At 46.1% G+C, this 20,229-nt stretch carries 17 protein-coding genes; 7 read left to right on the forward strand and 10 right to left on the reverse strand.

What is annotated here, in order from left to right; all coding sequences use genetic code 11:
* Nucleotides 1-287: 287 nt before the first annotated feature.
* From OCU49_RS05745 to rlmB, 6 genes are all read left to right on the forward strand, one after another.
* Nucleotides 288-1,307, forward strand: a complete 1,020-nt coding sequence (locus OCU49_RS05745) for an amino acid ABC transporter substrate-binding protein (RefSeq protein ID WP_261844024.1) — start codon at nt 288-290, stop codon at nt 1,305-1,307.
* 134 nt (nt 1,308-1,441) lie between these two features.
* Nucleotides 1,442-2,632, forward strand: coding sequence for an amino acid ABC transporter permease (locus tag OCU49_RS05750; protein ID WP_261844025.1), 1,191 nt, complete (start codon nt 1,442-1,444; stop codon nt 2,630-2,632).
* An 11-nt stretch (nt 2,633-2,643) separates the two neighbouring features.
* Nucleotides 2,644-3,744: an amino acid ABC transporter permease gene (locus OCU49_RS05755; RefSeq protein ID WP_261844026.1), complete on the forward strand. Its 1,101-nt coding sequence runs from the start codon at nt 2,644-2,646 to the stop codon at nt 3,742-3,744.
* A 49-nt stretch (nt 3,745-3,793) separates the two neighbouring features.
* Nucleotides 3,794-4,522, forward strand: coding sequence for an amino acid ABC transporter ATP-binding protein (locus OCU49_RS05760; RefSeq protein WP_261845200.1), 729 nt, complete (start codon nt 3,794-3,796; stop codon nt 4,520-4,522).
* Nucleotides 4,523-4,653: 131 nt separating this feature from the next.
* Nucleotides 4,654-5,676 (forward strand): ferrochelatase, encoded by a 1,023-nt coding sequence (hemH, locus tag OCU49_RS05765; RefSeq protein ID WP_261844027.1) that lies wholly within the window; start codon nt 4,654-4,656, stop codon nt 5,674-5,676.
* The gene (gene rlmB, locus OCU49_RS05770; protein WP_261844028.1) at nt 5,666-6,403 is read left to right on the forward strand and encodes a 23S rRNA (guanosine(2251)-2'-O)-methyltransferase RlmB; all 738 of its coding nucleotides are present in this window, start codon (nt 5,666-5,668) and stop codon (nt 6,401-6,403) included. Before hemH ends, rlmB begins: the two co-directional genes overlap by 11 nt.
* A gap of 78 nt (nt 6,404-6,481) precedes the next feature.
* Here rlmB and OCU49_RS05775 read toward each other — a convergent pair whose 3' ends face one another.
* The 10 genes from OCU49_RS05775 to OCU49_RS05820 all read right to left on the reverse strand — a co-directional run bounded on the left by OCU49_RS05775 (nt 6,482) and on the right by OCU49_RS05820 (nt 18,535).
* Nucleotides 6,482-7,711 (reverse strand): acetate/propionate family kinase, encoded by a 1,230-nt coding sequence (locus tag OCU49_RS05775; RefSeq protein WP_261844029.1) that lies wholly within the window; start codon nt 7,709-7,711, stop codon nt 6,482-6,484.
* On the reverse strand, nt 7,708-8,649 hold the full coding sequence (locus tag OCU49_RS05780; RefSeq protein WP_261844030.1) for a bifunctional enoyl-CoA hydratase/phosphate acetyltransferase: 942 nt from the start codon (nt 8,647-8,649) through the stop codon (nt 7,708-7,710). The genes OCU49_RS05775 and OCU49_RS05780 overlap by 4 nt, the downstream gene beginning before the upstream one ends.
* Before the next feature lie 267 nt (nt 8,650-8,916).
* Nucleotides 8,917-9,279: a histidine triad nucleotide-binding protein gene (locus tag OCU49_RS05785; RefSeq protein WP_261844031.1), complete on the reverse strand. Its 363-nt coding sequence runs from the start codon at nt 9,277-9,279 to the stop codon at nt 8,917-8,919.
* Between the two features lie 112 nt (nt 9,280-9,391).
* Entirely contained in the window at nt 9,392-10,909 is a 1,518-nt protein-coding gene (locus tag OCU49_RS05790) for a SpoVR family protein (RefSeq protein WP_261844032.1), read from the reverse strand.
* Nucleotides 10,910-10,915: 6 nt separating this feature from the next.
* On the reverse strand, nt 10,916-12,193 hold the full coding sequence (locus OCU49_RS05795; RefSeq protein ID WP_261844033.1) for a YeaH/YhbH family protein: 1,278 nt from the start codon (nt 12,191-12,193) through the stop codon (nt 10,916-10,918).
* Nucleotides 12,194-12,223: 30 nt separating this feature from the next.
* Nucleotides 12,224-14,146 carry a PrkA family serine protein kinase gene (locus OCU49_RS05800; protein ID WP_261844034.1) on the reverse strand — a complete coding sequence of 641 codons (1,923 nt, stop codon included), beginning with the start codon at nt 14,144-14,146 and terminating at the stop codon, nt 12,224-12,226.
* An 87-nt stretch (nt 14,147-14,233) separates the two neighbouring features.
* Nucleotides 14,234-15,397: a dihydrolipoamide acetyltransferase family protein gene (locus OCU49_RS05805; protein ID WP_261844035.1), complete on the reverse strand. Its 1,164-nt coding sequence runs from the start codon at nt 15,395-15,397 to the stop codon at nt 14,234-14,236.
* Complete coding sequence (locus OCU49_RS05810) at nt 15,394-16,386, reverse strand: alpha-ketoacid dehydrogenase subunit beta (RefSeq protein WP_261844036.1); 993 nt, start codon at nt 16,384-16,386, stop codon at nt 15,394-15,396. The genes OCU49_RS05805 and OCU49_RS05810 overlap by 4 nt, the downstream gene beginning before the upstream one ends.
* Nucleotides 16,379-17,467: a pyruvate dehydrogenase (acetyl-transferring) E1 component subunit alpha gene (gene pdhA, locus OCU49_RS05815; protein WP_261844037.1), complete on the reverse strand. Its 1,089-nt coding sequence runs from the start codon at nt 17,465-17,467 to the stop codon at nt 16,379-16,381. Before pdhA ends, OCU49_RS05810 begins: the two co-directional genes overlap by 8 nt.
* A 21-nt stretch (nt 17,468-17,488) precedes the next feature.
* Nucleotides 17,489-18,535 carry a Leu/Phe/Val dehydrogenase gene (locus OCU49_RS05820; RefSeq protein WP_261844038.1) on the reverse strand — a complete coding sequence of 349 codons (1,047 nt, stop codon included), beginning with the start codon at nt 18,533-18,535 and terminating at the stop codon, nt 17,489-17,491.
* Nucleotides 18,536-18,979: 444 nt separating this feature from the next.
* On the opposite strand from OCU49_RS05820, the gene OCU49_RS05825 reads away from it, so the two are divergent.
* Nucleotides 18,980-20,215: a L,D-transpeptidase family protein gene (locus OCU49_RS05825; protein WP_261844039.1), complete on the forward strand. Its 1,236-nt coding sequence runs from the start codon at nt 18,980-18,982 to the stop codon at nt 20,213-20,215.
* Nucleotides 20,216-20,229 lie beyond the last annotated feature (14 nt).

Here is a 20,229-nt window from a genome sequence, read left to right on the forward strand (position 1 = left end):
AATTTTTTGCGTCAGTGATATTTACTACATTCTGAGCTGGAAACCGAGGAAATATGCTGGTTTTAGCGGTGTTTAAACGGACATTTAAGTTCTTTAGTTTTTACCTGACGGTCAGTTACACGTTGTTTTTGTACTATATTTAACCGACGGCTGTGTTGCGCCTGAAAATAGCTCATGTTATTAAATTGGTGTGTTTGAATAGCTCATCTTGAATAGATTTACCGTTTCAAGACTGCAAAAAAATAATAAAACTGTGTTTGGACAAAACTATCGTGAGGACACTTTCAATGTTCAATAAAAAATTAATGACCGCCGCTGCAGTATCTGCGGCTCTTGCATCTTCTGCATCTTTTGCTGGCACTTTAGACAGCGTTAAAGAACGTGACTCTTTGCAGTGTGGTGTAAGCTCCGGTGTACCTGGTTACTCTGTACCTGATGATAAAGGTGTTTGGACAGGGCTTGATGTCGACGTATGTCGTGCAATTGCAGCTGCTGTACTGGGCGATGCCAGCAAGGTTAAGTATATCCCTCTGACAGCGAAAGAGCGTTTCACCGCCTTGTCTTCCGGTGAGATTGATGTGTTATCCCGTACCACAACCTGGACACTGACCCGTGACAGCCAGTTAGGTATTAACTTTGCCGGTGTTAACTATTATGACGGTCAGGGCTTCCTGGTTAAGAAAGATCTGGGTGTAAGCAGCGTTAAAGATCTGGACGGTGCAACTATTTGTATCCAGTCAGGTACTACAACTGAGCTGAATACTGCTGATTATTTCAACGCAAATGGTCTGGCTCACACTCCGGTAACTTTTGATACTAACGATCAGGCTGCTACAGCATTTGATACTGGCCGTTGTGATGCCTTCACAACCGATTTATCTCAGGCATTCGCACTGCGTTCACGCATGGGTGATCCAAACTCTGTAGTTGCTCTGCCAGAAGTAATTTCTAAAGAGCCGTTGGGACCATCTGTTAAGCAGGCTGATGACCAGTGGTTCAACATGGTTAAGTGGTCTCTGAACGCTATGATCAACGCGGAAGAGCTGGGTGTAACTTCAGCTAACGTTGATGATCTGAAAGCGAACAGCAAGAACCCAAGTATCCAGCGTTTGCTGGGCGGTTCTGAAGGTTTGTCTAAAGGTCTGGGTGTAGATGATGACTGGTCTTACCGCATTATTAAGCAGGTAGGTAACTACGGTGAGTCTTTCGACCGTAACCTGGGTGCGGGTTCTGCACTGGGCATTGATCGTGGTATCAACGCTCTGTGGAATCAGGGTGGTTTCCTGTACGCTCCACCAATCCGCTAATTTAAATCATTAGCTGAAACCCCGGCGCACCTATGGTGTCCCGGGGTCATCTTATGAAATAAACCGTCTGATTATCAGATAAGTTACAACTGCAGAACTTATCGCAGTGATCATCAGATGAGCGGAGATTTTATATGCCTACCGATCTATCTCGCAGCGCGCCTCCGGGAGAGAAAACTCGTTTTTGGAATGATCCGGCAAAACGAGCACTTCTTTTCCAGGTTCTTTTAATTGGCGCAATTCTTCTTTTTGCCGGTTCTCTTATTTCGAATACCCTTAATAACCTTGAACAACGTGGTATCACCACTGGTTTTGCCTTTTTATCTCAGAAGGCTGGTTTCGGTATTCCTCTTTCCCTGATTGAGTACAATGAATCTTCTACCTACGGGACGACTTTCTTCGTAGGCCTGTTTAACACTCTCTTAGTTTCTGTACTGGGTATTATCGCCGCTACCATCCTTGGTTTTGTAATGGGTGTTGCGCGTCTGTCTGATAACTGGCTGATTGCTAAATTATCAGCGGTATATATCGAAATATTTCGTAACATCCCTTTGTTACTGCAAATTTTCTTTTGGTATTTTGCGGTTCTTCGAACCTTGCCTTCACCGCGTCAGAGCATTGAGTTTCTCGGCAGTTTTCTGAACATCCGGGGCTTATCTATGCCAGCTCCTGTCGCAGAAGGTGGTTTTAATCTGGTAATTGGTGCTTTTGCTGTAGGTGTTGTCCTGACGTTTGTAATGTCACGCTGGGCACATAAGAGGCAGGACCAGACAGGTCAGATTTTTCCAACATTCTGGGCCGGGCTTGGTCTGCTTATTGGTTTGCCGCTAATCGTATTCATGTTGGCTGGAATGCCGATGCATCTCGATTATCCGGTTCTGAAAGGCTTTAACTTCCGCGGAGGTATGACGCTTATACCTGAGCTGGTTGCATTATGGCTTGCGCTGACTATCTATACCGCAGCATTTATTGCTGAAACAGTGCGTGCAGGTATTTTGGCCGTGCCAAATGGTCAGCTTGAGGCTGCATCTGCTTTAGGCTTGCCGAAGGTTCGTACGTTACGTCTGATTGTTATTCCTCAGGCAATGCGAGTGATTATTCCACCGTTGACCAGTCAGTATCTGAACCTGGCGAAGAACTCTTCGCTTGCTGCAGCGGTTGCATATCCGGATCTTGTGGCGGTATTTGCAGGAACGACGCTAAACCAGACGGGACAGGCAGTTGAGATTATGTCGATGACCATGGCAGTTTATCTGACCATGAGTATCCTCACCTCGTTGTTTATGAACTGGTATAACAAGCGCATGTCGCTGATAGAACGTTAGGAGGCGGGCTTATGATTTATGAACAACAACCTACTCTGCCCGCACCGGCGAGTACTATCGGTTTAGTTGGCTGGTTACGTACGAATCTGTTCAATACACCAAAAAACAGTATTGCGACGTTACTATTGATATTCCTGTGCTATATCTGGCTTACACCTATATTTGACTGGGTTTTCTTCAGTGCAGACTGGGTGGGTTCCAGCAGAGAAAGTTGTACAAGTGGTGGTGCGTGTTGGGTGTTTATTACTCAGCGTATTGACCAGTTTATGTATGGCTTTTACCCGGCAGATGAAACCTGGCGTCTGAATCTGACGTTTGTGGTTTTTGTTGCCTGCATTGCCTGGCTCGTATGGCCGAACCTGCCTAAAAAAGGATTAGTTGCGGTTTTCACGCTGGCTGTTTTTCCTTTTATTGCCTTCGTGCTGTTAAGCGGTGGGTATTTTGGGCTTGAGCATGTAGAAACTCATAAGTGGGGTGGGCTGAGCCTGACACTGGTACTGGCTGTTGTCGGTATTGTTGCTGCTTTACCGCTTGGGATTCTGCTGGCATTAGGACGACGTTCTGAAATGCCAATCGTGCGTGCCTTTTCAGTGGCTTACATTGAAATTTGGCGGGGAGTTCCGCTAATTACGGTTCTGTTCATGGCGTCAGTAATGCTGCCATTGTTCTTACCGGAAAATATGCACTTCGATAAATTACTGCGTGCCCTGATTGGTATTACCATGTTCCAGACTGCTTATATGGCAGAGGTTATTCGTGGTGGCTTGCAGGCAATTCCAAGAGGGCAGTACGAAGCGGCTGATGCTTTGGGACTGGGTTACTGGCAGAAGATGGTTATGATCATTCTTCCGCAGGCTCTGAAGCTGATGATTCCGGGTGTGGTTAACACCTTTATAGCGCTGTTTAAAGATACCAGTCTGGTATTGATTATCGGTCTGTTTGATCTGCTGGCTATTGTTCAGGCAGCACAAAACGACCCTAAGTGGATTGGCTATGCAACGGAAGGTTATGTGTTTGTTGCCTTCGTATTCTGGATTTTCTGTTTCGGTATGTCTCGTTACAGTCAGAATTTAGAAAAAATGTTGCATACCGGTCACGGAAATCGAGCCTGATTCTGGAGTTAGAATAATGAGTGAAGTTAATAAGCAAGAAGATCAGTTGATGGTTCAGATCCGTAACATGAACAAATGGTACGGTGATTTCCATGTGCTGAAAAATATTAACCTGGATGTGAAGCGCGGTGAAAAGATCGTAATTTGCGGGCCTTCTGGTTCAGGTAAGTCAACAATGATTCGCTGTATCAACCATCTGGAAGAGCATCAGGAAGGTGATATCTTTGTAAACGGCATCGAGCTGGCATCTGATATCAAGAAGATTGACGCTATCCGTAAAGATGTCGGTATGGTGTTTCAGCACTTTAATCTGTTTCCGCACTTAACGGTTTTGGAAAACTGTGTACTGGCACCTATTTGGGTGAAGAAAGTACCACGTAAAGAAGCTGAAGCTATGGCTATGCAGTATCTGGAGCGGGTAAAAATTCCTGAACAGGCACTGAAATATCCAGGTCAGTTGTCCGGTGGTCAGCAGCAGCGTGTGGCGATTGCCCGATCTCTGTGTATGAACCCTGATGTTATGCTGTTCGATGAACCTACCTCCGCACTTGACCCTGAGATGATCAAGGAAGTACTGGATGTAATGATTGAGCTGGCAAACGAAGGTATGACCATGTTGTGTGTAACTCACGAGATGGGCTTTGCGAAAACCGTTGCCGATCGGGTTATCTTCATGGATGGCGGTCAGATAATTGAAGAAAATGAGCCGCAAGAATTCTTCAATAATCCGCAGCATGAACGTACTCAGTTGTTCCTTAGTCAGATTCTTAATCACTGATCATGTGATCTGAATATATAAACGGGCCGTAAGGCCCGTTTTTTGTGCCCGTAATTTGATATTAACCGGCTGTGTTAACGTTGGAATTCTGGGATAATGCCGCCTGAATTGTTGATTGGTTAGGAATCTCAATGACACAGCAAAAACTCGCTGTCGTATTGGTAAATCTGGGAACTCCGGATGAGCCGACCCCTGGTGCTGTCCGCCGTTATCTTAAAACTTTCTTGTCTGATGTTCGGGTAGTGGAAGGTAAAGGGCTGCGCCGCTTGTTTTGGTTGGCAGTACTGAACTTTATTATTCTGAATGTACGGCCAAAAAAGGTTGCGAAACTCTATGCCAGTATCTGGGATGGTGATTCTCCGCTGCGTAAAATTCTGAATCAGCAAGTGGCAGGTTTAACTGTCCACCTGCAAAGTGCATTTCCGGCTGCAAATGTGCAGGTGTTTCCTGCTATGACGTATGGATCACCAGGGCTACAGAAGCGTTTGTCAGATTTGGCCAGCGCCGGTTACGAGCGGGTGCTGATTATTCCTCTGTATCCACAGTATTCTGCAACAACAACTGCGCCAATTTATGATCAGGTTCATGCGTTTCAGAAAAAACAGCGTAATTTACTGGATATACGTATTGTCAAGGATTATCACGATCATCCGATGTATATAGAAGCTTTGGCAGACAGCGTACAAAGTTTCTGGCAGGAGAATGGTCGTAGTGAAAAGCTTATTATGTCCTTTCATGGTATCCCTCAGGAGTATGCCGATAAAGGCGACCCTTATGCTATACAGTGTCAGCAGACATCTGCATTACTGGCCAGTAAACTGGGTTTACAGGAAAACCAGTGGCAGCAAACTTTTCAGTCGCGTTTCGGACCTATGCAGTGGTTACAGCCCTATACAGATAAAACGCTGGAATCTTTAGCGAAAGACGGCTGTGAATCAGTTGATATGATTTGTCCGGCTTTTGCTGCCGATTGTCTGGAAACTCTGGAAGAAATTGCTGTTGAAAATTGTGAAGTGTTTCAGGGAGCTGGTGGTCAGGGTTACCAGTATATTCCGGCGCTTAACGCATCCCCTTTAATGATTAAATTGCTTGCTGCGCTAACAGCTACGCAGGCGAATGACTGGCTTCAGACGGAGAATCACCATGCAGCTTGATTATATTTTTGGTATTCATGCCGTCACTACTGCTTTACAACGCGATGCTAAGCGTTGTCGTGAATTGCTGATTCTGAAAGGGCGACAGGATGATAAGGTGCAGAAAATTTTGCATCTGGCGCAGCAGAGTAATATTAAATGTGTTCAGGTTCAGCGCAAACAGCTGGATGAGATGGCTGGTGATGGCGTGCACCAGGGAGTTGTACTCGGCTGTGAGCTGGTACAGGCAAAAAATGAGCAATTTTTGAACTCATTGCTTGAGCGTATTGACGAGCCCGCGTTTTTACTGGTTTTAGACGGCGTGACTGATCCGCATAATTTAGGTGCTTGTCTGCGTACTGCGGATGCAGCAGGTGTACATGCTGTTATTGCACCTAAAGATAAATCTGCACCACTTAATGGGACTGTCAGTAAGGTTGCCTGTGGCGCTGCTGATGCTGTTCCATATGTTCAGGTTACAAATCTGGCCCGGACAATGAAAGATCTTCAGCAGCGGGGTATCTGGATTACCGGTACTGCCGGTGAAGCGGAAGTTATGGTGTATGATGCAGATCTGAAAGGCCCTATGGCTCTGGTGATGGGCGCTGAAGGTAAAGGTTTACGTCGTTTAACCCGTGAACATTGCGATCACCTGATCAAGATACCTATGTCTGGAGAGGTGAGTAGCCTTAACGTATCAGTGGCGACCGGGGTGTGTTTATTTGAAGCGGTGCGCCAGCGTAGCTAAATAAGAGTAAAGGTAAACATAATACACATAAAAATGCCGGACTTTGATCCGGCATTTTTTGTTTAATTAACGCGCAAATTAAACTGCGGCCTGTTCTTCCCGTGCGGCCAGCCAGTCCATAACTTCTTCAGTATGCTGTGCAATCATTGCTTCTTCATTGGTCGCGATTACACGTACGCTAATGCTACTTTCTGCTGTGCTGATACAACTTAAGTTATTGCTATTAGCAAGGTCATTAATTTTTACACCTAGCCAAGCGCTGCGCTGGCAAATCTGCTCACGGATATAGCAGTCGTTTTCGCCTACACCGCCGGTAAAAACAAGCTGCTTAAGCCCCCCCAAGGCGGCACTTAACCGACCAATTTCCAGAGCAGCCCGATAGCAAAACATGTCTATTGCTTCTTGTGCATGTGGATTGTCACTGTGTCTCAGGGTAAGCATGTCGGCACTTTCTCCGGATACGCCCAGCCAACCACTTTGTTGATAGAGTACGTTTTCCAACTGATCATTATCCAGTTGGTAGTGACGTTGTAAAAATAACAGTACGCCCGGGTCGATAGTGCCGCAACGGGTACCCATTGGGAGGCCTTCTACAGCAGTGAATCCCATACTGGAGGCGATGGATTTACCATCTTTAATTGCACACATGCTGGCTCCGGCGCCAAGGTGACAAACGATAGTGTTAGCGTGTTTGTCCTGTTCAGAAAGTTCTTCGAGCTTATGATTAATAAACTCGTAAGACAGTCCATGAAACCCATATTTATGAATGCCGGCTTCACTATATTCACGGGGAATTGCGTAATACTTTTCTTCTGCAGCGTGGCTGTGATGGAACATAGTATCAAAGCTTGCAACCTGAATGGCTGAAGGGATCAGCTCCTGACAGACTTGTATAAGTTTTAAATTATAAGGCTGATGTAACGGTGCAAGTGGAATGAGTGTTTCAAGTTTTTGCATGACATCATCAGTCACTAGAACCGGTGCGGTGAACATGTCCCCACCGTGCACGACTCTATGACCGAAGGCGCATATTTCTGCATCCAGAAATTGAGCATCAATCCATTCCATCACATATTTCAGGCAGGCCTGATGACGCTCTTCCTTAGGTATATCTGTCAGCGGTAAGTCGTTTTGTTCAACACTGGCTTCACGGCCAAACGCTTTATCGCGTCGAACAAGTACCTGTGCCTGTTCAAGAATATTACTGAAGCGAAATCTGTACAGGCATTCGTCGTGGTCTGCATAACGGATAAAGAGTGCACATTTAAGGCTGGATGAACCGCCGTTTACGGTAAGGATTAAGCTCATGAGTCTGTCAGAATCTCTGTTAAGGATTGATGCTTATGTTGTACGGTTAATGCAGCCAATGCGCAGGATGCCAGGCGCGCATCACTGCCATCTGCCCGACTATTCAGCACTATAGGCACGCTCGCCCCGAGTACTAAGCCTGCAGAACGGGCGTTAGCTAAATATATCAGTTGTTTGGCCAGCATGTTGGCCGCTTCTAAGTCCGGCGCCAGGAGGATATCGGCATCACCACTGACCGGAGACTGAATATGTTTATCTCTGGCTGCCTGTAGCGATATAGCATTATCGAAGGCTAGAGGACCATCAACAATAGCGCCGTGAATTTGATGTCTGTCGGCCATTTTACACAGCGCCGCAGCATCAATTGTACTGGGCATACCAGGTTTTACTTTTTCAATAGCAGCAAGGATTGCTGCTTTAGGTGTTGTGATACCCAGAGATAAGCAAAGGTCGATGGCATTTTGTAGTATGTCGGCTTTTACTTGCAGATCCGGGGTGACGTTAATAGCAGCGTCAGTAATTACAAGTGGTTTATGATAACGGGGAATATCCAGCAAAAAAGCATGGCTTAGTCTGCGCTCGATTCTGAGCCCGCTGGCTTTATTCAGAATAGCACTGAGTAATTCTGCCGATGCGAGATCGCCTTTCATCAGAGCGCTTACAGTACCTTTACTGGCAAGCTGAACAGCTTTTTCGGCTGCTGCATGGCTATGGGCAGTGTCGATAATAGGGTACTGGCTAATGTCCCTTTGCAGCTTTTTAGCTTGTACCTGAATGCGTTGGGCTGGTCCAATTAGAACCGGAGCGATAATTCCTTTCTCTGCGGCATCAAGTGCACCATTAAGGCCGTTTGGTTCAACAGGATGGACTATGGCTGTTTTTAAAGGCGGATATTGATGTGACTGGCTAATGATGTGGTCAAAGCGGGAAAGCGTCATTGGGCTATCTCTGCAGTGTCTTATCGATAGACGTATTCTGCGCGGTGCTATGTTGCACTGCAATATATAAATACCAGATATGCGAAGATCAGCAGTAAGATTTGATATTCATTGATGTGCGACAAAAGTTTAACTTTGAAGAAATCAGGTCATTATTGAATGGTATGAAAGTAACGAAAACAGATTAAGCCCGGCATTGAATACCGGACTTGATTAGGGTTGTATCTGGAGCGATTTTATAAATGAATTTGAATTAGCCGCTGAATATCAGGCAGTTTTGAGTTTTTCCTGATAAGGAGGCCAGCCCATTGGTTTTCCACCCAACAGGTGAAGATGAATATGATAAACAGTTTGTCCGCCATCTTCGTTACAGTTGAATACCGTGCGATAGCCGTCTTCAGCGAAGCCTGCCTGTTTAGCAATGCTGTTAGCTGCTAAAACCATATGCCCAACAAGCTCACAGTCTTCAGGTCCAATATCATTAATGGTCGCAATGTGTTTGCGGGGAATAATCAGTACATGGGTAGGGGCTTCAGGATTAATGTCGTTAAAAGCGATAACTTTGTCATCTTCGTAAACGATTTGAGCAGGTATTTCCTGCTTAAGAATTTTACAGAAAAGGCAATCCATGATGCGTCCTTAAGTGTTGTCTTATTGGCTTTGTGGTTGATACTAATAGGGGCTGGCTGAATAAGCTATAGACCGGGGGAAAACAGGCGCCGGTGGTGCAGGCGCCAATAAGTTATTCTGCGGTTGCAGCTTCTGGCTGCAGAGGGCAGTGGAAGTTTTTTTGTACATTTCCTTCCGGAGTGACAGATTCCATATGGATATCAAATCCCCAGAGGATATGTAAATGCTTGAGGACTTCGAAAGTTGAGTCTCCAAGCGGCTGGCCGCTGTGTATGTAATGGCGCAGCGTTAGCGAGCGGTCACCTCTGACGTCAACGTTATACACTTGTATATTAGGTTCTCGGTTACCGATATTGTATTGCGCCGCAAGATTTTCGCGAACCTTCTGATAGCCGCTGTTATTGTGAATAGCACTTATTTGTAATGTGCTGCTACGGCTGTCATCGTCAATTGTGAACAACTTAAGTTCGCGAATCATGTTAGGGGACAAAAACTGTAAAATGAAGCTTTCGTCTTTATAGTTCCGCATCGCGTCCTGAATCGTTTCATTCCAGTCACTGCCAGCGATATCCGGGAACCATTCACGATCCTCATCGGTTGGGTTTTCACAAATACGACGGATATCCTGCATCATCCCATAGCCGAGCGCATAAGGGTTTATACCGCTAAAGTAAGGTGAGTCGAATGGAGGCTGATAGACTACGCTGGTATGAGAGTGAAGAAACTCCATGATAAAGCCATCGGTCACCAGACCTTCATCATGCAGATGATTTAATAAGGTGTAATGCCAGAAACAGGCCCAGCCTTCGTTCATTACCTGAGTTTGGCGCTGAGGATAAAAGTACTGCGCAATTTTACGAACAATCCGTACCAGTTCACGTTGCCATGATTCAAGCAATGGTGCATTTTTTTCAATAAAGTAAAGTAAGTTTTCCTCAGGATCTTTGGGAAAGCGTATTTCATGTACAACTTCTTCAGAATCTTTTTTGGGGATGGTATTCCAGAGCTGATTTATATGCCTCTGAACGTATTCTTCACGTTCCGCCTGGCGGGCTTTTTCTTCATCGGGGGTAATGGGTTGAGGTCGCTGATATCGGTTTACACCGTAATTCATTAGGGCGTGACAGGCATCGAGGATTTGTTCTACTGCCTCCAGGCCATGGCGCTCTTCGCATTTTGCGATGTAGTTTTTGGCAAATAGCAGATAGTCGATAATTGCTGAGGCATCTGTCCAGGTTCGGAACAGATAGTTACCTTTGAAGAATGAATTATGGCCATAGCAGGCGTGGGCAATAACGAGCGCCTGCATCGTCATAGTGTTTTCTTCCATTAGGTAAGAAATACATGGATCTGAGTTAATAACTATTTCGTATGCAAGGCCCATTTGGCCGCGTTTGTACTGCTGCTCTGTGGAGACAAACTGTTTGCCGTACGACCAGTGGTTATAATTCAGCGGCATACCTACAGAAGAGTATGCGTCCATCATCTGTTCAGAGGTGATTACTTCAATCTGGTTAGGGTATGTATCCAGGCCATAGTGTTTTGCAACCCGGGATATTTCTGCATCATATTTTTGGATCAGTTCGAAAGTCCACTCTGACCCGGTAGAAATCGGCTCGCGCTTCTTCATATAAGGTCACTCCTTTTTCTCGAACAGCTTACGGAATACAGGATAGATATCCGCAGCTTCGGTGATGTTATGCATCGCAAAACTTTCTTCAAACTGTTCTTGTATCTGTTGGTATTCCAGCCAGAGGTTCTGGGGCGGGCCAGTAGTGATTTCGATATACGCGAAGTATTGTGTGAGTGGCAGGATCTGTTCCTGCAGTACTTGCTTGCAAATGTGTGAGTCGCCATCCCAGTTATCGCCGTCTGAGGCCTGTGCGACATATATGTTCCAGTCGTTACTTGGATAACGGTCGCGAATGATATCAGCGGACAGATTCAGCGCGCTGGAAACGATGGTGCCGCCGGTTTCGCGAGAATAGAAAAATTCCTGTTCATCTACCTCTTTTGCGTGGGTATGGTGGCGCACAAATACCAGCTCTATCTGTTTATAGTTTCGGTTCAGAAACAGATAGAGAAGGATAAAGAAGCGCTTGGCGATATCTTTTATCGATTGAGTCATTGAACCGGATACGTCCATGATACAGAGCATCATCGCTTTACTGCTGGGCACAGGAGTGCGTATCAGGTTGTTATATTTAAGATCGAACTCATCAATAAACGGCATACGCTTGATGCGTTTTTTTAGCACCTCGATCTGTTCTTCAATATCCGCCATTTTCAGTTTGGCACTTTCGTCCGGGAGCATTAATTCAAGTTGATCCAGTTCCTTTTTCAGAATCCGGATTTCACGCCGTTCTTTACCTGAGAGCGCAATACGTCGGGCCTGTGCTGATCGCAGTGAACGGATAACATTAAGCTTGTCCGGGGAGCCCACGCTGGTAAAGCCTGCTCTGCGGGTCTCAAAGCTGGTGGCATCCCGCAGCTGTTTTTTGATCATGTAAGGCAGCTCAAGGTCTTCAAACATGAAGTCCAGAAACTCTTCCTGGTTGATCTGGAAGGTGAAGTCATCTTCACCTTCCCCCTGATTACTGGCGGAGCCTTCACCGGCGCCACCGCCACCTCCGCCACCTTGTGGGCGTTCGATTTCATCCCCGACAACAAATTCTTTGTTGCCAGGAAATACCCGTTGCCTGAAACCACCACTGCCGTGGTGGAGTACCGGTTCGGAAACATCTTTGTTTGGTATAGATATTTCGCTGCCCTGATTTATATCAGTAATGCTACGGGTGTTTACAGCCTCTTCTACGGAGCGTTTAATGTGCGCTTTATAACGCCTCAGAAAACGCTGTCGGTTTACGGTACTTTTCTTCTTCGCGTTGAGGCGACGGTCAATGATATAACTCATACTCGTCCTCCAGCTGTTTTCAGGTGTCAGTTACTGCGATTTTCTGACCCGGATATACCATTCAGATAACAAGCGAACCTGCTTCTCTGTATAACCCCTTTCGGTCATACGTTTAACGAATTCGCTGTGTTTCTTCTGGTCTTCACTGGACGCCTTAGGATTGAAAGAAATGACTGGTAACAGGTCTTCTGTATTAGAGAACATTTTCTTTTCAATGACGGTACGCATTTTTTCGTAACTGTTCCATGAAGGATTCTTTCCTTTGTTGTCAGCTCGCGCACGCAGTACGAAGTTGACGATTTCATGGCGGAAGTCTTTAGGGTTACTGATACCGGCTGGTTTCTCGATTTTCTCAAGTTCTTCGCTGATGGCTACACGGTTTAATATGTCACCGGTTTCAGGGTCGCGATATTCCTGATCCTGAATCCAGAAGTCAGCATAAGTAACGTAACGGTCAAATATGTTCTGACCATACTCTGAGTATGATTCAAGATACGCGGTCTGAATTTCTTTACCGAGGAACTCTATATATTTAGGTGCGATATATTCTTTGAGGAAGCCTATTAAACGTTCCTGCACTTCAGTTGGGAACTGCTGTTGTTCAATTTGCTGTTCCAGAACATACATCAGGTGTACGGGGTTCGCGGCAATTTCTACCGGATCGAAATTGAATACTTTGGAAAGAATTTTGAACGCGAAACGGGTTGAAAGGCCTTCCATACCTTCGTCTACACCGGCTGAGTCTCTGTATTCCTGTAAGGATTTCGCTTTAGGATCTGTATCTTTGAGATTTTCACCGTCGTAAATACGCATCTTAGAGAAAGTATTAGAGTTTTCAGGTTCTTTAATACGAGACAGTACAGAGAATTGAGCCAACATATGTAGGGTGTCTGGTGCGCAAGGCGCATGACGTAATGAACTGTGCTCCAGCAGTTTCTGATAGATGTGAACTTCTTCTGATACGCGCATGCAATAAGGCACTTTGACGATATAAACACGGTCGATAAAAGCCTCGTTGGTTTTGTTGTTCTTAAAGCTTTGCCACTCGGATTCGTTTGAGTGCGCAAGAAGAATGCCTTCGAACGGAATAGAGGCCATACCCTCTGTACTGTTGTAATTGCCTTCCTGAGTTGCTGTCAGTAAAGGGTGCAGTACTTTAATTGGGGCCTTGAACATCTCGACGAATTCCATCATTCCCTGGTTGGCATGGCAGAGAGCACCGGAAAAACTATAGGCGTCCGGATCATGCTGAGGAAACTCTTCCAGCATACGTATATCGACTTTACCGACCAGGCTGGATATATCCTGGTTGTTTTCATCGCCTGGCTCAGTTTTAGCGATGGCTATCTGATTAATAATGGAAGGATATAGTTTTACCACTTTGAATTTACTTATATCACCGCCATATTCATTCAGGCGCTTGACGACCCATGGTGACATTAAACCCTTCAGGTAGCGGCGTGGAATACCATATTCTTCTTCAAGAATAGCGCCGTCTTCAGTAGGGTTGAATAAGCCTAGCGGTGACTCATTGATAGGTGAGTCTTTAATAGCATAGAAAGGAATATGCTCCATTAACGCTTTCAGACGTTCTGCCAGAGAGGATTTACCACCCCCAACAGGACCTAGCAGATAAAGGATTTGTTTGCGTTCTTCCAGTCCCTGCGCGGCATGTTTGAAGTAGGAAACAATTTGTTCTATGGCGTCTTCCATTCCATAGAATTCATCGAAGGAAGGATAGCGCTGGATAAGTTTGTTGGAAAATATCCGGCTGAGCCGTGGGTCATGGGAAGTATCCACCAGTTCTGGTTTACCGATTGCGTTCAGGATACGTTCTGCCGCACTGGCATACGCCATCGGATCTTCTTTACAGATATCTAAATACTCTTGCAGGCTATACTCTTGCTCCAGCGTGGCATCAAAGCGTGCTTTGTATTGTTCAAAAATATTCATGTCCCACCTTCCTTAAACTTGAATTAAATTGTCTTACTTAAGGACTCATAACACTTTTCTCGGTCAACCTTTATTAATCAGTGTAGTTCAAGATTGCTCTTCTCTGACGAATTTTTCCTCATTTTGTGTTGAATCAACTATTTGATTTTTAATCAAATCCTCTTTAACGGCCCGCATGAAGCGGGCCGCTTCTCCACCGGTAGCAGCACGGTGATCAAAGGTCAGAGACAGAGGTAGCATGGGGTGCATTTCAAATGTGCCTTTGGCGTTAGCTGAAGCGGTCTGGTAGATAGCGCCAGCTCCAAGGATAGCCACAGTTGGTGGTACGACTATTGGGTTTGCGTAACGACCGGCAATGGTGCCGAAATTAGACAGCGTGATGGTATTGCCGGCTAATTCAGCAGGCGGAATGGTGCGGTTTATAACGTCATTACGCAGGTTATCAAGACCCAGACGGAGGTTATCCTGATTCCGGTTACCTATATCGCGCATTACAGGCACAAATAAGCCTTGTTCAGTATCGACAGCAACGCCCAGGTGAATTTTACTGTGCAGGCGTCTGGCCAAGCGTGGGCCATCAAACCAGGCGTTAAGGGCTGGCTCAGCGCGACAGCCTGCCGCGATAGCATGCATGAGGCGCATTGTTATATCCTGTTTTCCTGTCCAGCCGCTGATATCGACATCATCATTGAGCGTGACAGGAACGACTTCTGCCTGAGCCCTGGCCATATTTTTTGCCATTTGCTTACGGACACCCCGAAGCGGTTCGGCCTTACCGTGGAGCTGATCCAGATGAGCGGCATGTTCAATATCGCGGGGAGTAACATGGCCATCATGACCGCTACCCTGTAACTGGTTTATATCTACACCTAAACGTTGAGCCAGAGCCCGGACGGCCGGTGTCATTTGCGGCTGGTGGTGCTGAGTGCTGGGTGCTGCGCCAATGTAAAAATGATCGTCACTGCTGGCAGCTTCCTGGCTGAGTTTACCAACGACGGTACCTGTGTCTGCGTCTTCCTCACCAGCAAATTCGATCAGTGGTTCGCCGGTATGGATAGTGTCGCCATCAGCGCCGAATAAATGTGCAATGGTGCCGTCCTGAGGTGAGGGGATTTCGATGATGGCTTTAGCTGTTTCAACGGATACCAAAATCTGATCTGTTTTGACCTCATCACCTTCTTTGATGAGCCATTCAAGAATTTCGGCTTCCGGTAGGCCTTCGCCTAAATCAGGCAATTTGAAATACTTCATGAGAACTCCAGTGTTGTCTGAACTGCTGCAAGGATGTCAGCGGTGTTGGGCATATACTGCTGCTCTAGTTTGTAATATGGCATGACTGTGTCGTAGCCGGTTACTCGTTGTACCGGTGCCTTCAGGCTCAGAAGTGCACGTTCTGCAATCGTTGCTGAAATCTCTGCACCGACAGCACAGCTTTTTGGTGCTTCGTGAATAACAATACAACGGCCTGTTTTAGCGACAGAGGACAAAATTGTGTCGTGGTCCAGAGGATTCATACAGGCCACATCAATGACTTCGCATTCAATATTCTGTTGTTTAAGCGCATCGGCTGCTTCCAACGTCTCTTTGATCATCGCTCCCCAGCTAACCAGCGTTATGTCTTTGCCTTCGCGTAGTGTGAAACATGTATCTAAGGGTAAGGCCTGGCCGTTATCTTCCACTGGTTGGGCGCTGAGTCGGTATATTCGCTTGGGTTCAAGAAATACGACCGGATCGGGATTACGGATAGCTGCCAGTAACAAACCGTACGCACGGGCAGGGGATGAGGGGATGACAACTCTGATTCCCGGTATGTGTGATAACAGTGCTTCTGTACTTTCAGAATGGTGTTCCGGGGCATGAATACCACCACCAAATGGCGCACGGATAACAAGCGGGCAACTGAGGCGGCCGCGGGTTCGGTTGCGTATTCGTGCTGCGTGACAGATCAGTTGCTCCATTGTTGGGAAGATAAATCCCATGAACTGAATTTCAGCGACTGGCCTGAGTCCCTGGGTAGCCATACCTATACTCAGGCCGGCGATCATGTTTTCTGCCAGTGGTGTATCCAGAACCCGTTTAATGCCAAAGGTTTCACGAAGATCTACGGTGGCACGGAATACACCGCCGTTGGTGCCGACGTCTTCACCCAGAATAATCACGGATTCGTCTTTCTGCATTTCAGACATCAGCGCCAGATTAATAGCTTCAACCATGGTGACATTATGTGTTTCATTACTCATGATGTGACCCTCCTGTCATAGCCTTAATGGAAGCACTGGCTCGCTGTTCCTGAAGGGCCTTTGGTACCTCGGCATATAGATAGTCGAACATGCTCTCGACAGGCTGTGTATCCATCGCCAGATATGTATCTACCTGAGCCTGAATGATTTGCTGTACCTCGTTCAACCAAGCTTGTTCCTGAATTTCATCCCACCATCCGTTGGCAGCCAGATAGTTTTGTAAGCGTTTAACCGGTTCTTTTTGCCAGGCGGCTTTGAGTTCATCGTTATGACGGTAACGGGTAGCGTCATCGGCGGTTGTATGATCACTTAACCGATAACTGATGGCTTCAATCATAGTGGCGCCTTTACCGTCACGGGCATGTTTTAGGGCATCTGCCATAGCTTCATGAATAGCGATAACGTCATTGCCATCGACCTGTTCACTACGGATGCCTGCGGCGAGGCCTTTCTGGGCCAGTGTTTCGGCGCCACACTGAATACTGCGTGGTACTGAAATTGCCCACTGGTTGTTATTGACGAAGAAAACCACGGGCAGTTGCCAGGCGCCAGCCACATTGAGGGCTTCCAGGAAGTCCCCTTTGGATGTTGCACCATCACCGCAAAAACTAACTGCTACGCGCTTTTCGCCCCGGATTTTAAAGGCTGTTGCTACACCTGTAGCGTGCAAACTCTGTGTCGCGATAGGCACGGCGTTAGGAAAGTCCTCTCCATAACCTGAAGAAGCGTTGCCGCGTTCGTCTCCTCCCCAATAATTCAGGACGTCGAGTATTTCCGCTCCACGTATTATCTGTAATAGATGATTCCGGTAGTAAGGCACCAGGACATCTTCTGGAAGCATTAGGCCGCCGCTGACAGCATCTATGGCTTCGGCACCTAACATAGACGGATAAGTACCCATTTGGCCGGTTCGCTGCAGCGCGATGATTTTAGTGTCCAGCTGGCGTGCTAAAACCATATTGCGGTAATAGCTTTGCAGTATTTCAGGTTGGCTGGCCCAGATGGGAAGTTCAGCAACCGGTGTACCTTGTTCGTCAAGAAAGCGACGAAAATTGATTTCGCCCTGATATACCTGTGTCATCTGATGCACTCCTTATTTGTTTCAGGCAGCCTGAAACTGATTTGGACCGGACTGCTGAATAATCTCCAATGCCCGTTGGTCAGCTATATCGCTGATTACCCGGTTATCTTGTTTTGCGTCCAGATAGATATCTGACAAAGTGTCGAAAATGCCTGCTATTTTGTTACTGATCGCTACATCAGTCAGTTGTTGATAACGCATCGCCACGAACATCAGGCCGCCGGAATTTATCACGTAGTCAGGGGCGTACAGTATGTTGCGCTGTTTTAACTGCAGACCCATTTCAGGAGCTTCTAGCTGGTTGTTCGCGGAGCCGGCAATACTGCCGCAACGCAACCTGGAGATTGTTTCACTGTTGATAACAGCCCCCAGACCACATGGACTGAATACGTCACAATTGATGCCATAGATCTCTTCAGGGCTACAGATATCTGCATTCAGCTGTTGTCTGGCCAGTAGCATTTTGTTGTCATCTATATCAGTGACAGTCAGATGAGAACCCGCATTATGCAGCTGCGTCGCTAAGCTTAAGCCCACGTGCCCTAAGCCCTGTATTGCGATGTGTCTGCCTTTGAGTATGTCACTGCCGGTCGTGTATTTAAGATTGGCGCGAATACCGGCTAATACTCCCCTGGCAGTAGCTGGGGACGGATCACCCATATGGCGGGTACAGGATACAAAGTTTGTTTGCTGAGCAATGTCGTCCATATCATCAACCAGAGTGCCGCTGTCCATAGCAGTTATGTACTGCCCGTTCATGCTGTGAATTGATTGGCCGAAACTGCGCATGAGAGCATGCCGGTCTTTGATTGTGTCAGGTTGAATGATGACTGCTTTACCGCCACCAAAGGGTAAGCCTGCTAAAGCCGCTTTATAGCTCATGCCTTTCGCCAGACGAATCGCATCCGTAATGGCTTCGTTGGTAGTTGAGTAAGGAATAAACCGGCAGCCGCCGAGAGCAGGGCCTCGTTGCGTGTTGTGAATCGCAACGATGGCTCTTAATTCGGTGCTAGGGTCGCTGAAAAAATGTAGTTGCTCCAGCGAATCGGTTTCCATTTGTTTAAACATGACGGGATCCTCCGTACGCATAAAACTTGGAAATTCCGGATTGAACTGATAAATCAATCCGAACTGAATTTACTAGCTTGTACTAATTGGATAGCACAGGATTCAGTAAAGTTCAGCCGACAATTGTTTATTTTATATACTCTTTTTTACAGCAGAAAGGCACGAGCCCCCGTCCTGTGTAGTCTTCAGCAGAGTACAAAATATGCTCATAAAGGCGATAAATATTTTATATGAGATGAGGATTATGAAATGACGGGATCTGCCGATAAGTTCTACGAACGCATAGAGAAACTGTTTTTGCTTTGGTATGTCATAACCACTTTGGGTAACGCAATAAATATATGTCCACAGAGGTTTGTGATCGCTAACATTCTTGTTTGCGGCGTCAGTATAGAACTGTATAATTCTTTCAAAATATAGCATCAGGGCATGGTTATTTTCATAATGATACGAAGACTTATTAATCAAGGAGCGTCATTACGACGCAGTGTAAGTTTACTGACCATTTGTGCCTGTTTATCTGCCCCAGCTATTGCTGATCAGATTACTTATGCAGATGAAACTCTGGATCGTGAAACTCTGTTGCTTTCGAGCCTTGGAGATTTACAACAGAATCAGCTGAATGGTGCTGTCGATAAGTTAAAAACATTAATTGATGAGCAACCTGATTTTCGCCTGGCGCAATTAATTTACGCTGATCTGATGGCCGCTCAGGGAGCGCCCCTCAGTGCCGTTGGTAATAATAAAACAGATGCTGATGCTAAAACGCTTAACGGTCTGATCAAAGAAGCGCAAGCCCGGATGAATATTGCATCCGTGCGTCCTGATGCAGGACTTATTCCATCCAGCCTGATTAAAATGTCTGACGATCAGGAACATGTCATTGTTATTGATATATCCAGCTCACGGTTATATCTGTTTGAGAATCAGCAAGGCGTTCCTGTTTTAATCAATGATTATTATGTTTCATATGGGCGTGGCGGCGTTAATAAACGTATACGTGGTGATTTGAAAACACCTCTTGGAGTGTATTTCACAACCAGCCGTTTAAGCGATGAACAGTTGCCTGCTCGCTATGGTTCAGGTGCGTTGCCAATTAATTATCCGAATGTCTGGGATGTGCGTCACGGTTATAATGGTAGCGGTATTTGGTTACATGGGTCACCAAAGGATACGTTCAGCCGGCCACCGCAGGCTAGTGAAGGGTGTTTGTCTTTAACAAATCAACATTTCTCAGAGTTAGATGGTATCGTTGATTTTGATGCTACACCGGTATTATTAGGTACTAACTTTGAGTGGGTTGAACGTCAGGACTGGCTGGATAAGCAGACAGAGCTGGTGGAGGTTGTTAATGGTTGGCGAGATGACTGGCAAAGCCTGAATACGGATAAATTTGTTAGTCACTATTCTCGGGATTTTGATAACGGGAAGGAAGACTATAAGCGCTTCGTAGCGCATAAGCGCAGGGTTAATGCTGCTAAGTCCTATATTGATGTTGGTATTGAAAATCTAAGTCTTTATCAGTATCCGGATCAGCCTGATTTATTAGTGGCTTCGTTTGAACAGAATTACAGTAGCAACAATTACAACGGTAGTAGTATTAAGCGTCAGTATTGGGTAAAGCAAGACGGAAAGTGGAAAATTGCTTATGAAGGAGCGCCAAGTAAAGGTATTCCATAGGCTTTACTAAAAAG

Source organism: Aliamphritea ceti (assembly GCF_024347215.1).
Taxonomy (GTDB): Bacteria; Pseudomonadota; Gammaproteobacteria; order Pseudomonadales; family Balneatricaceae; genus Amphritea; species Amphritea ceti.

Coding starts and splice junctions, on each gene's coding strand:
- OCU49_RS05745 (WP_261844024.1), top strand. CDS start 288: ATGTTCAATAAAAAATTAATGACCGCCGCTGCAGTATCTGCGGCTCTT.
- OCU49_RS05750 (WP_261844025.1), top strand. CDS start 1,442: ATGCCTACCGATCTATCTCGCAGCGCGCCTCCGGGAGAGAAAACTCGT.
- OCU49_RS05755 (WP_261844026.1), top strand. CDS start 2,644: ATGATTTATGAACAACAACCTACTCTGCCCGCACCGGCGAGTACTATC.
- OCU49_RS05760 (WP_261845200.1), top strand. CDS start 3,794: ATGGTTCAGATCCGTAACATGAACAAATGGTACGGTGATTTCCATGTG.
- hemH (WP_261844027.1), top strand. CDS start 4,654: ATGACACAGCAAAAACTCGCTGTCGTATTGGTAAATCTGGGAACTCCG.
- rlmB (WP_261844028.1), top strand. CDS start 5,666: ATGCAGCTTGATTATATTTTTGGTATTCATGCCGTCACTACTGCTTTA.
- OCU49_RS05775 (WP_261844029.1), bottom strand. CDS start 7,711: ATGAGCTTAATCCTTACCGTAAACGGCGGTTCATCCAGCCTTAAATGT.
- OCU49_RS05780 (WP_261844030.1), bottom strand. CDS start 8,649: ATGACGCTTTCCCGCTTTGACCACATCATTAGCCAGTCACATCAATAT.
- OCU49_RS05785 (WP_261844031.1), bottom strand. CDS start 9,279: ATGGATTGCCTTTTCTGTAAAATTCTTAAGCAGGAAATACCTGCTCAA.
- OCU49_RS05790 (WP_261844032.1), bottom strand. CDS start 10,909: ATGAAGAAGCGCGAGCCGATTTCTACCGGGTCAGAGTGGACTTTCGAA.
- OCU49_RS05795 (WP_261844033.1), bottom strand. CDS start 12,193: ATGAGTTATATCATTGACCGTCGCCTCAACGCGAAGAAGAAAAGTACC.
- OCU49_RS05800 (WP_261844034.1), bottom strand. CDS start 14,146: ATGAATATTTTTGAACAATACAAAGCACGCTTTGATGCCACGCTGGAG.
- OCU49_RS05805 (WP_261844035.1), bottom strand. CDS start 15,397: ATGAAGTATTTCAAATTGCCTGATTTAGGCGAAGGCCTACCGGAAGCC.
- OCU49_RS05810 (WP_261844036.1), bottom strand. CDS start 16,386: ATGAGTAATGAAACACATAATGTCACCATGGTTGAAGCTATTAATCTG.
- pdhA (WP_261844037.1), bottom strand. CDS start 17,467: ATGACACAGGTATATCAGGGCGAAATCAATTTTCGTCGCTTTCTTGAC.
- OCU49_RS05820 (WP_261844038.1), bottom strand. CDS start 18,535: ATGTTTAAACAAATGGAAACCGATTCGCTGGAGCAACTACATTTTTTC.
- OCU49_RS05825 (WP_261844039.1), top strand. CDS start 18,980: ATGATACGAAGACTTATTAATCAAGGAGCGTCATTACGACGCAGTGTA.